Origin of the sequence: Caproiciproducens sp. CPB-2 (genome assembly GCF_036287215.1) — a bacterium.
Classification (GTDB): domain Bacteria; phylum Bacillota; class Clostridia; order Oscillospirales; family Acutalibacteraceae; genus Caproiciproducens.
The window spans coordinates 2,926,870-2,939,965 of the sequence record NZ_CP142860.1; the positions used below are offsets into that span (position 1 = coordinate 2,926,870).

A 13,096-nucleotide genomic window follows, 5' to 3' on the forward strand; every position below is an offset into this window, starting at 1 on the left:
TCTTCGGTATAAAGATAGGAGTCGCGCATTTACAAGATTGCACATGTCATAAGCAAAAACAAATTCAAATTTTTTGTAAAAGCAATCAAGCTCTCCCACATATATCGCCAATTCATCAAACTGGTCACCCGTAATATCAATCACTATGCCTTTTTCTACGTCACCCGCAACATAATGTGAAATGTCACCTTTTTCGTCCTGTTGAATGTCCTCTCCATACTGGCAAAAAACAGTTCTTATCTCTCGGCAACGATGCTCTGTTAGTGTCCGGGACAACCAGCCATGGTAAGTGCATTAAAAGCGCCAACCTGAGGTCAAATAAATAGAGCTATTTCCGAAATATACTCATATTACCGCCGCTCTGGCCTTGATATCCTGACACCAAGATTGCAATTCAGCCTCAACGTTCCCGAAGTCTTTCAAGTGCTCCAACAGATGCCTTTTATTCAGTAAATAGATAAAACAGAGGACATCCTTTGCTGTTCTCTTTTTCTCATTTTCCGATATAAGGCTAAAAAAACGAAAGTCCTTCATGGCCTTTATCTGTTCTTCCTTGTGACTTCCACCGTGGAGAACTAATCGATACATCAAATTTTTATAATATGAAACATACTCTGGCTCCGGCAGCAGACTAAGAATCTGTGGATCCGTAGAAATTGCCTCTATACCCTCCTTATACTCAAAAGTCGAGAATGCCTCCAGCGCCTGACGCATCATATTTCCAATAATTAGTTCGTAATCGTTGGCTTGTCCTGCTGCATATGTATAAACTGCTTTGATAATTTCCGTATACTCTTGCCGATTGTTGTAGCAAAACGGATTCAGATCTCCCTCTCGTATCTCAAAGCGGTTGAATTTTGGCCCTTGTGGATATCCTTTCTGTTTGCATACATCCACAATTTCCTCAAACACTTTGTGAACATCATAAAATGCCATTAGGTCATGTGTCATCACTAAAGCCTTCGTGTTGAGGTTTCCCTCTAAAAATAAGCTCAGCTTATATTTCAAGAATGACAAAATTCCAATCTTGTTCTCCGTATCATAGCTGGAAACAGGATCATCAATAACAAGTAAATACTCCTCACCGTAGGCATGTTCCTCTTCCTTACCTTCAAGAATACTTGTAAAGAAATAGCTGAGACCTATGATGTTACGCTCGCCAACAGACACATCGCATGGCTTTACGCTCTTCCCATGTGACAGAAGCCTATACGCTCCATCGACATACTCAATCTTCAACCTGTCATCTGCAAAGAAAATGTATTTTATGCAAGCGTTAATGGCATCACATGCAATTCGTATATTTTTTCTCTCCGCCTCCAGATCATCAAATGCTTTTTGCTTTATATCATATACCAATTTGAGTTCTTTGCGCAATTTCTCTGCCGCAACATATTCAACCTGTTGCTTTTCATACTGTGCAGCTAAATTTACCACATCATAATGGGCAATCTCACCATTGATTCGGTTCAGCTCTTTGATAATAGGGTCAGTCTTCTTTGCTGCTTTATTATACGCAACCCTCGCTTTTTCCAACTCCTCGAGAGCTGTAATGAGCTGAGTTACCAAAGTCTTAACGCTGGTAGTTCTTGTAACAATCGGCTCGTAGGGATTTTCAACCTTTTTTTTCAGATTTTCATTGCTTTCCTGGATTTCAGCATTTATTTTTGCAATCAGATCAACGCACGCTTGATAACCTTCAAGCATTTCATATGGGTTCAAATCGATGATAATTTGAACAAAAATATGACCTCGGAGAACCTCCTGATGGCTTTCAACGGCCTTACTAAGTACCTTTTCAATACTCTCTACTAAAGATTGCCTATGCTCTGGCGTCACTGATTGAAAGCAATACGGACATTCTATAGTTTCATTTTTGCGAAACACAGTTAGCCTTTGGGATAGCTCATTGCCTCTTCCATCTTGTAGCAATTCGAATAGTTTCTTCTCGCGTTCAGATAGTTCCGGTTTCTCTATTTTCTCTGCGAGAAGCAGTTGTAAAGCTTCATCGTCATAAGTGCTATAACAATCTGGTATCGACGGAACTCCTATATCAATCGTAGTAGCGCCAGTTTTCGCAGCTTCAAGTTCCGTTTGTTTTGCTTTATAGTCAACTATCAGTTCCGTTTTTGGTTTGGATGGTGTAAGTATCACGAACTTCTTATACGTATCATCTTTCACACCGGTGTTCTGTCGGCCATTGTTAATTTCCCTGTCACGTCCAGCCCAGTTGTCATCACCTCGAAGGGCGTTCCCCAAAAGGCTAATATAGTGCTTTGGGGATTTAATATTGCTCGCATCACAGTATTCCTTGTATACTGCATCCTGTTGTTCGTAAGCAGTTTTTGCCGTATCTCGCTCAGTCCCTGCTTTTTCAACTTTCTCTGTTAGATCGGCCACTTGCCCGAGCATAACAATGGTTTCAAGGTGATCCTGCTGTAATCTTACATTTTTATTTACGTAGTCTTCATCAAAAATAAAGATATGTCTTTTTTCTTCTTCGGTGAGTGTCACCGGATGACCCGAATCATCAAAAAATGTCGCGCTGGTTATGACCGGAGCGTCCCCTCCGGCAAGTTTCCGGAAAGCTCTTGCAATAGTGCTCTTACCTGTACCGTTTCTACCATAAAGAAGCGCACCTTTAATAGTTTTAATTTTATTGCCATCATGAGGATTGAAGAAATCAAACGAAGTCAAGGTGTCGAAATTTGCTCCTGACATTTTAATTGTTGTTATGTCTTTAAGCATAAACTTATTTCCTTTCCCCTCTTAATTCGTCCATAAACATGCTGACATTTGACCCTAATCCATTGACATACCAGATTTTGAACTTATGTAGGTGCGGGGCTTATCCATGCAGTTTCACCTCCGGACATTGAAGTAATACATTATGCCAAAATCACTCAACACCAAGCGCCTTGAATACAGCATCTTCTGCACTCTGATAAAAAATCAGATTGAAGCAGCCGACCAATTCTGCAGGGACTGTACCCAAATCGCCGGCTGATGTAATCGGCAGGAGAACCTTTTTTGCTCCGCTGTCCAAGCATACCTGTAAGGCGTTTGCCAACTCGTCCGCTTTTATCATAGTCCCGCTGATGCTGATCTCTCCAAGAACAGCCAGTGAACCAAGCGTTGGTTTTCCCAAAGCGATAGAGCACAGAGCTACCAATGTAGGTAAGGCAAGGCTTTTTGTCATTCCAATGCCCTGTAAGTCCTGATAGTTGATAATATAATCCTTCGTGGTCGTGCTGATGGAACCGCTGATCCGATTGCCGTTGGCTTTCAAGAAGTTGAACGCCGTATTCGATGCTTCTTTTGGTTCCCGGTCACTTCCAAGCCCGGTCCGCTCGAATTTCCCGTTTCCGGGCAGCATCTGAGATTCCAGACGGAATACGCCAATCATGCCAGACTTGCCCTGTGAAACGGTATAAACCTGTCCTGGATTGCACATTCCTTCCGGAATGAGTTTTCCACCGCCTTGTTCCGGCACGGATACATAGTGCTCCGAAAAGTCATCATTATCAATGTAGGAGAAGTTCACATCATAAAACTCCATACCACCCAACTTTTTGAGTTGCTCTTTCACACGCCGCCGCATCTCCAGTGAGATAGTCAGGATTTCTTCCAACTGCTCTTTTGTATAAACACCGTCAGGATAAAGCAACTTGATAAAACCGCCGACCATTTTGCGGACGGCAATGGTGTCGCGTTGGTTCAGGTTTTTGCCAAGGTGATAATATTTGTCCAGCGCATCCCCGTATTGCTCTTTACGAAGCTCCCGGATGAACTCGGCAAGATAATCGGTGATAAAGCCATAATCGTCCGTGAAATGCTCAGGACGGAATTTGGGGATTTCCCAGCCGGGCAGATAGCAATGGATTCTGTCGAGAAAAGCGGTGTCCTTGCCCATTTCAGGCGGGAACGGGTCAAAAAGGCTCGACGTTTTCAGCAGCACGTCCACGCTCTGGTTGATATTCCCGATGAATACCATCGACGCAGACGCAGCCTTTTCTTCCTTGCCGCGGGCAAAGGAGCCGGAAGCCATATAGTCCTTCATGATCTGAACACCGTCATTGTCCTTGAAGTGGATTCCGGCAACTTCATCAAAGGCAACGCAATCCCAAAGACCGACAAGCCCTACCGTTTTGCGTCCCATGTTATAGAACAGGTTCGCCACGGTCGTCTGACCGCCTGAAACAAGGATACTGTTTGGCGATATTTCCTTATAAAGATGCGATTTGCCGGTGCTGCGCGGCCCCAATTCGCAGAGATTGAAGTTGTTCTCCACAAGCGGAATCATGCGCGTCAGCAGAAGCCATTTTTCGCGTTCGTTCAGTTCATCCGGTTCCATGCCGATGGAGCGCAGCAGCACGTCCATCCATTCCTCTTTTGTGAACGCCTTGCGCCCTGCCTTCAGTTCCTCAATGTCCACGTGCGGCATCTGAATCGGCGTCAGCTTACGAATCCGAATCGGCATACCGTTCTTCTTCTCTTCTTCTATGTACTCATAGTCAAGCTGAACGATACACCAGATCCCTCCACATAAAAGCCGGTCGTACTTCTCCGGATATTCATCTTCAATCGGAACTTTTGTCAGGCCCAGATTAGAGAATTCAGCAAAGAAAGCATTTTTGACAATGTCCAGCTTCACCGTGACCATGTCGATCACGGTATGGTTTCCGTTTTTGCGAAGGATTGCCTTGATCTTTTCCGCTTCGTCCGGGCGTACATAATTATCCGCAAGGATGCGCTTTACGCTTTGTACGCCTTTTTCTATCGTGTCTTCATCATCCGTGCTACAATACTGACCGAGCAGGAATTCAAGCACATAGACGGGCACATTCGCGCCCTCCTTGATGTGCTTGGTCAAATCCTTGCGGACAATCTTGCCGTCAAAGTTCTGCCGCAGCTTTTCCCTGATTATTTCCCGCGTACTGCGGTCATCATCCATCGGTTCCATTGCAATCCTCCCTGTCCTGCATTAGAAGAAGTTGAATTCATCTACTGCAAACGCTATATCGATCTGGAATTCTTCGCGCGCCGGCATCTGCAAACCAGTTTCATCTGTAATCATCAGATAGTAACTGTCTTTATTGTCATACTTGAGAGGCTTCAGGTTGAACGTACACCGGAAGCTCCTGTCCTGGGCGTTGCCGCTTGTTTTGTCGGCGATGATCTTCACCGTGTCACTGACGATCTTTCCGCCCGCATCAGTAAAATACAGCAGATAAGTAGCTGCCGTCCTGTTGGTTCCCACCGCTTCCTTCTGATAAAAATTCAGTGAGAAGATCATGTTGCTGATTTTCCGGTTTGCGGAAACAAGGCTGACCGTCACCGGCTTCGTGTCGATGCTGGCCTTATCTCGCTGGTAGCCCTTGTAATCATTCCGCAGGAAGTGATAATCAATGACCGGCACTACCATCTCCTGCAGGCTGATGCCGCCATGCACAAAGTTCATGCCGCCGCCGTTCATCTTAATGCGGATATTCTCGCTCGGCGCATAGGCTTCATAGCCTGCCGGCTGGCCGATGAATTTTACCGGCATCAGATATTCCGGCGTCGTTCCTTCGCGGAGGATCGCATAACGCCTGCCGTATTCCACATCACTGCCGTTCCAACTGTCCTTGCCGACTTTGCTGTCTTCGGAGAGGGGGCTGTAAGTATAGAGGAATCCGTGGTCGGCGGTGATCAGGATATTGGTTCCGCCGAATTCATTGACGATGATGCGGACGAGATTCATGATCTCCTGTGCCGCGTCCTCACAGGCCGGGAAGACAGAAGTGTCCGACGTGTGCGCCGCTTCGTCGATCTTGTCGTGATAGATATAAACAACGTCCATGCCCTTGACAAGTGCCTGTCGGTCAGCACGCTTTAAGCCGATGATGTTTTTATACTGCAATGCCACGCTGTTTGGGTTTGCCGCCTTCAGAACCTTATCCCGGTTCGTCATATCCGTGGACATTTCATCCGCCAGGACCGCGAGAGTTCCGTTGGGGCGCTCCTGAACCGTCAGTTTTCTGTGAGGCAGTAGCGCCGCCATGCCAAACGGTGTGATGGTCGGGAAGATCCCCATCATGCCGGAAAGCTCGACTTTGCTCTGCGTTTCCTGCCGAAGAAGCTGCGCGATTTCCGCCGCGACTTCATAGCGTAGGGCGTCGGAAACGATCACATAGACCTTGCTGTCGGCAGATTTTACCTTTGCGGAATAGAAGCTCTCTTGCAAAGGCACGTTGTCAATATGACCTTTCAGGGCGAGTTCGTCGCCCGCGGCGTTTGTCCAGTTCCCGGCGAGGCCGCCCAGGAACCAAACCGAATAGAGCCCTTCCACCTGATCAACCACCTGTTTGAACAGGTCGTCAAGCTGAGTATTGGAGGCTTTCAGGCAGCGGATATAGCACAGATGAAACTTGCGGTAACAGGTGTCCATCCGGTAATAATCTTCGGTATAATCTCTCCATATCTTTTGCGGCTCCACGGTATGGAAGCCAGCGGAATGGTCATGGAAGAACGACTGCATCTTCATCATCTGCATGATACCGTCATAATAGCAGGAGACTTCATCGTACCATGCCATTGTGCGCCGCTTTTCGATCACAGCGGTGACGGCATCGACCTGAATGATCTGATTGCCGATCTCCGTCATGATCTTGGTGAGAATGATCTCATTGACGCAGGGGAAGCACTCGGCGTCGGCAAGATCGCTGACCGAGAGCTTTGCGAAGCGCTGTGGCAGGCGGGTTTCATTCTCCACGAAACGGGCAACCGGATAAAGCCGCGCGGCGTCTTCGCTGTGCAGCCATTCGGAAACGAAATCATAGCAATACGCCTGATGCGGGATGGAAATGAAATTGTCCAGCCCCATCAGGTATTCCTGCCGCATGGTGCGGGTCGCGGCGGTGAGCAGGATATGTATTGCCAGTCTGCCGAGGTTGACGTCGTCGCCGTCTTTGTAACCGGTGGCTTGCGAGACCATAGCCCAGAACGGATTCTGCGCTTTGTAGCCCGCCAGAGACTGATAGACCGTGTTTGCGTCCTTGTCCAGCCCGCCCTTCAGAACCGCGCGGATGATGCTGTTGGGCTGCATATCTTTTAAGCCGCAGGCAGCGGCCATGACCGCCAGATGGAACTGTGGAGCGGTGGCGATATTCTTCGCAAACGCCGCCACCTTTGCGCGGCGGTCTTTCGCGGAGAAGAAGCTCTTATACTGCCGCACCTGCCGGTGCAGAATGGGAGAGGTGGAAAGTCCCATCTCATCCAACCAGATGGAGCCGAGATCGGCGCGGAAATCCTCGCTGTAAAGCTCAATGTTGATGAGCCAGTCATCGTCCTCTTTCTCAATGCCGAAAGGACGGTAGACAAGATAGTTGCCCGCCGTGTCGTCATGGGACAGCAACTTTTTCACTTCAAAGGTGTTGCCGCCGGTGAGCTTCACGACCTTCGCGTCGGAAAGTTCGATCTCGTCGATCTTGTCCTCGAACTCCTTGTCCTCGTCGTACCAGAAAATGATGCGGCGGCGGTAAAACTCCGACAGCGGAGCCGCAAAGCGTCGGTTCAAGTCCTGTATGATGGAATCTAAATCCATGCTTGCCATTTGTTTTCCTCCGTCTGCAAGGTGTTTTACCTTTCGGCTATAGTAGGTAAATAGTCCGCGAGGCTTCGGAATGAGAGACCTCGGTATTTTTCATACATATACCTTGCTTTTATTTCATTTGCCTTCGACCAGCCAAAGCAAAAATATTCCTGCATTTCGGTCGTATTGACATAGCCCTTATCAGCTAACGCCGCATTGTATTCATCGAGCACATCATGTAAATGACATAGGGTAAACTCGTTAAATTCTTTTTGGTCTGTTGCATCCTCAAACACAAGAAATGCAACACCCGGTCTCATATCCCATTTTTCGTTATACCAGTTATGTTCAGTTACAGCGAAGCAATTAAATAGTTTTCCCATTACTGTAGACAGATCAAAGTATAAATAGGTCAAGCTTGATTCCAGTTCATGATACCCGCCCAAATAAACAGTGTCCGTGGCTGGGAAAGGTATCAGATGCCTGTATCCATCCAGATACAACACCTTCTCTGCATAAAGGATAGTTGTATGATATGTAATAGTGACATCTTTCACTGCAAAACTCTTATCGGGATTATGGTCGGCGATGTTCCTAACAATGCTGTTTTCACCGTAATCATCGTCATCTTCACAATCACTTATGTGAATCTGAAATTCAGGGTATAGAGAATGATACCTACACTCGCCATTATTGAAATCGCCTATCCAGTCATCTGGATTATCTAATAAGCGCAGTAACTTCTCATTTACAGACAGATCAATTCCGAATCTCTTTCTCCACAAATATTCAATCTTGTCCAAATCGGCAAAAGAGTCTATTGCTGTGTTTGTATCGCCAATTCTTGTGTAGATATATCCAGCTTTGACTTCTCTGTCTCTATCCCTGAAGCTTTCAGTAAGAAAATACGGCGTATTTGCAGTGCTTTTTATTATGATTACATCAACAAGATGTTCCGTCCCATCTTCATTGAAAAGCTTAAGCGTTTGGAGATAGACTGTCGGGCGAATACCACCTGCAAATTTTTTGCCGCGCAAAAAATCAATTAAATGCTGCTGGTCTTTTCTATTGACATCTGGTACGCCTTTAACCTTTACACCATCGATACTTTTGCTATCGCTTACTCCAATGATAATATAGGCATCTCTTCCAATTTGATTATTTGCCATGCAAATAATATCATGAAGAAGATCTGCTTTATTACTATGCCACATTTCCTTGAAGTCCCAATAGTCCCCCTCGGTTTGAAGCGCCACGAGGTTTTGTATTTCTTCAAATAGCGCCATTGTAATATCTCCTCACTTTATCTTTGCCAGCACGTCTTCAAAGATGGCGTAATTGTGATTGACGCCGTCGTCCAGGTCGATGCGGATCATCTGGTCGGCCAGGTGGTGTATCTTTTCTTCGTAGAGCCGGATTTCCTCCGCCTGATCCTGCAGCTTGGCAAGCTGTTTGTTCAGCTTCACCCGCTCGGAAGCGGAGGCGTTTTCCATCCGATGCTCCACATCGGCAATGGCGGTGTGGTAGCGCGCCTGCTGCTCATGCACATAGTCGGTGCGCATCCGGGCGAGGGTGTCCGGGGCGTAGCGGTGCATATAAATAAGCGCCTTAAAGCCATTTTTCTTGCCGCTGTCAAAGAGCCAGTAGATGGGACGCTTCTGATAGATCTTCAGATGATCGGCGTAGAAGTCGTTCAGGAAGTAATTGCGGATCACATTCTTCGGCTGACCGCTGCCGCCCAGCGCGTCGGCGATAAAGCGCAGGTTTTCATCCAGTGTGTCTTTGCCGTAGACCGTTTCGATGAATTTCAAGAACCGTCCGGTGATGTCATCCTCAAAGTATTCGTCGTCGCAGATGGGGATGATGTTGTCCTTGTCCGGAATGAAGGTCTTGTACTTGGAAGCGTCCCACTCGCCGCCCGCATAGGCAAGGCCCTCCACATCCAGTGAATACCGCCCGAACATACAGCCCACAGCATAGGAAAGGAGACTCTTGATGTCTCGTTTCAGGTCAGCCTTGCGGACGGTAACATCCTTGTCATCTTCCTCCGGCGTCAGCTCATCCTGCAAACCGTAGATGTCGATGAAGATACGGTTCAGCTCTTCCTCGTTGGCTTTGAGGGTACTAAAGCGCCTGTCAGTCTCTCGTTCCCACGCATTAAAGGCTTGAACGATAGGCGCGCTTGTCTTACTCCATTCAGTTACCACCGTACCCTCGGCAATATCATCTGAAACCATCAACGGCTGCGCTTCTTCATAATTTCCACAGGCAGCGATAAGCGGGTGCGTTTTGAAATCCCATGAGGTTTCAAAAGAATCCCAATCGGATTTTGAGATACCGATACATTGCCTTACAAGACTATCCCCTGTTTTTAAAGCTTGAGCATCCATAATAAATGGAGTAGCTCGTATATCATCTACGTTTTTGTTCATTGTGGCTGATACAATATTTAGAAACATTGTATTTACTTTGCTATTCATCAATCCTAACGCATATAGCAAGGTATTATCGTCATCGGTGAACGCGCAATGTGCACCTGATCCAAAAATTGCTCCAATATCAGTCCATCTAAATGATAAAGAACCGCTTGTTAGCGCAGACCATGTAATCCCCTGTCTGAAATAAAACTGTGTGTTCTGAATTGTACGTGATGCACTTCGATATAGCTTTGTGGCATATGCTTTAATTTCCTTCCCGTCATCTTTGTAATTGATGACCCATTCCAAATTTCCATACCATTTTCGGTATGCCCCACCTTTATTTATGGGAAACCATTTTTTGCTAAAATTGCATCTTTGTATAAGACTTCCTGCTGTTACATTAATTTCAAACCATAGCTTAAGAAAACGGTCATTGTCAGATGTTGCCAACCCATGCCTTGGAACTACCGTGTTACCAATAGCCTGATTATCATATGCCGTATAAACGCTTTGGCTAACCCAGTATGCAATCGGTGAGCCGGGAATTTTTGTGTAGTTTTCTTGTGCTGCGGTATAACAACCACGGTTCTCAAAAAAACGCTGTTCTCTGACTTCTATTGATTCGACCTCGACGAGTTTTTCAAACAAGCGGCGGTAACTACCTCTATACCCAGATATGTGTGCTTTTCCTATTACAAATGATGTGGTTCCAAAATCCGAACCAAAAATACCTCGACCTGGATGGACCATGCTTGTTATTGTATTATTGTTGATAATGCTCTTTCGCAATTTTTCATAGCTGGATAAAAACATCCATACAGGAATATTGATCATTGCCATGTATCCATAAGACTTGCACATGGAAATAGTCTTTTCCATGCAAACTGTACTCATATCTGACTTAGTATCAGGGTAATTGCCCTTTACATAGTCGGAAAGCTTAACACTCATACCGTTTGACCCCATATACGGCGGATTTGTGCAGACGACGCTATACTTCTGCGTCATAGCCTGCGCCACCTGAACAAAGGGCAATAGGTCATTGTTAATCGGTAAGTTAAACATGCTGATCTCATTCCTGATGGCGTCAAAGCGGGCATACAGTGCGTCAAAATCAACCAGCGTGATATCGAGGATAGAACCATATTCCTTGGCGTCACGCATTTCGGGGATGAGTGTGTTCATAGCCTCTTTCAGCGTCGGGTCTCCGTGGACGAAGTATTCCACCATGGCGGGGTCAAGCCCGTTGCTCTCGCGGATAGCGTAGACGTGCGGCTGGAGCTCGCGGCTGAAGAAGCGGCTGTCATACTGCCGAGCCTTCATTATGACGGAAAAATAAGCGAGCTGCGCCGCCCGGTCATCGATATCGAGACCATAGAGGTTATTTTCAATGATGCTTTTCACCGCGTCTCGGTTGTTATAGCCGTAGGAGCTGTAAATTTGCATGAGTACGTCGAACATGTAGACGAGGATATGGCCGCTGCCCATACAGGGGTCGATGCACTTGATGTCTTCAGGCTTCAGGCTTTTATAGCTTTCCCGAATCTTCGTAAGCTCCGCCTGGACTTCCGGCTCCTGCTCTGCTTCGTCAAGATAATATTTCCAGTTTGCTTTCAAGGTCTCTGCCTTTTTAGCTGAGCTGGAATCAAATGAGAAATGGCTGAAATCAACTTTTTCAAAAGAGAAACCAGGTTTATTTTCTGCCTTCAAATGCTCCAGCCACAGTCTGCCCAAGCTGTTCTCTACCATATAGCGGACGATCCAGTCCGGCGTGAAAAGCTGGGTAGCGGCGGGAATGTTCTCCTTTGTGATCTTGATGTTCTTTTTCAGGTCGGCAAACACCTTGTCCTTGGGCTCGGTGTTGTAGTACTGATACAGCCAGCCGATGATCTGCACCTGGTCTTTCCAATCTTCTTCGGGGATGAGCATAATCATCTGTTCCAGAACGCTGCCCTCGCGGAGCAGGTTGTCCGGGAAAAGCAACTCCGTATAGTCGCTGATACGCTGGAACATACCGGGCAGAATGTCGGAGAGCGCGTTGCATTGGGTGATAATCAGATACTTGAAAAGGGCTTCGTCGTCGTTCTTCTCTTTCAGCGCGTAGACCTTGTCCATGTCCAGCCCGTCAAGATCAAGATGAATGGCCTCGGCCAGAATCTGCGGTTTGAAGCTCCCTTCGTCGTCCGTGAATACGCGGACGTGGGACGGCAGATAGCCATTGACCTCCATGAACCGCAGGGCGGAGAAGCGGTTGAACCATGTGTAGGCCACTTCTTCCATGACCTGTTCATAGTCCTCGCGTTTAATCTTTGCGATCAGCGCCTGCCGCTGTTTCTTTTCATCTGGAGAGAGCAGACGCCCGTTTACGCTGTCGGCATTGGCGTCAACGATCTCTTTTTCGGTTATTCCGAACTGCTGCGCTTTCTGACTGACGCGAGAGATGAGTTCCCGCCGCGCCCAGACAGCGTATTTTTTAATTGCGTTCTTATCCATGGGTTTACCTCCATGTGTTTAAAACTCGGTTAGAATACCCCTGCCGGTTTTCTTGTGGAATTCCCATTTATGCCCGGTAGGACTAACAACCTTACTCAAAGCAGAAATTTCAGCAGCTGTTTTTTCGCAGAAGTTTGGCCTGTTCAACTTATAGTTCCGGACAAATATCTGCGCACAATCTTCCATACTCACATCAAAAGGTGGGTAGAGTGCCATCGGAACGGTATTATACGAGAGTTTCCCATGCATATAACTCAAGCTGATTAGCTTTGATGTACCATTGCTACCTTTTCCTGCGATAATAGCGCAAAATGGCATCGCCGCTATCACATCCAACTGTAGGCTTTCTATCCTTGCGTAAAAATCAGTAATAACCTTGAGAAAGGAATCTACATTCAATCCGTCCATCCCTATTTTTTCGCTGTCAATAGTAACAGCTTTTTCAATGGCAGCATTACCTGCAGCGGCGAATGCGAGATGCTCGTTGATAACTGTCACTTTTTGCATGTTGTCGTCAATGAATGCTCCCTCTTTTGTGGAACTGCGCTTGTCACCGCATAAGATGATGACATCAGATTCCTCAATGCCAAAAATAACACTCATATTGAGC

Annotated in this window: 6 protein-coding genes; all 6 read right to left on the reverse strand. The window is 46.6% G+C overall.

Going from position 1 to position 13,096, the window contains the following annotated elements; translation table 11 throughout:
- Nucleotides 1-345: 345 nt before the first annotated feature.
- Nucleotides 346-2,748 carry an AAA family ATPase gene (locus VXK30_RS14535; RefSeq protein ID WP_275713596.1) on the reverse strand — a complete coding sequence of 801 codons (2,403 nt, stop codon included), beginning with the start codon at nt 2,746-2,748 and terminating at the stop codon, nt 346-348.
- 151 nt (nt 2,749-2,899) lie between these two features.
- The gene (gene brxL / locus VXK30_RS14540) at nt 2,900-4,963 is read right to left on the reverse strand and encodes a protease Lon-related BREX system protein BrxL (RefSeq protein ID WP_275713595.1); all 2,064 of its coding nucleotides are present in this window, start codon (nt 4,961-4,963) and stop codon (nt 2,900-2,902) included.
- A 21-nt stretch (nt 4,964-4,984) separates the two neighbouring features.
- Nucleotides 4,985-7,594: a BREX-1 system phosphatase PglZ type A gene (gene pglZ, locus VXK30_RS14545; RefSeq protein ID WP_442867955.1), complete on the reverse strand. Its 2,610-nt coding sequence runs from the start codon at nt 7,592-7,594 to the stop codon at nt 4,985-4,987.
- Between the two features lie 26 nt (nt 7,595-7,620).
- Nucleotides 7,621-8,859: an AlbA family DNA-binding domain-containing protein gene (locus VXK30_RS14550; RefSeq protein ID WP_275713594.1), complete on the reverse strand. Its 1,239-nt coding sequence runs from the start codon at nt 8,857-8,859 to the stop codon at nt 7,621-7,623.
- A gap of 12 nt (nt 8,860-8,871) precedes the next feature.
- Nucleotides 8,872-12,486: a BREX-1 system adenine-specific DNA-methyltransferase PglX gene (gene pglX, locus VXK30_RS14555; protein WP_275713593.1), complete on the reverse strand. Its 3,615-nt coding sequence runs from the start codon at nt 12,484-12,486 to the stop codon at nt 8,872-8,874.
- 18 nt (nt 12,487-12,504) lie between these two features.
- Nucleotides 12,505-13,089: a hypothetical protein gene (locus VXK30_RS14560; protein WP_275713592.1), complete on the reverse strand. Its 585-nt coding sequence runs from the start codon at nt 13,087-13,089 to the stop codon at nt 12,505-12,507.
- Nucleotides 13,090-13,096 lie beyond the last annotated feature (7 nt).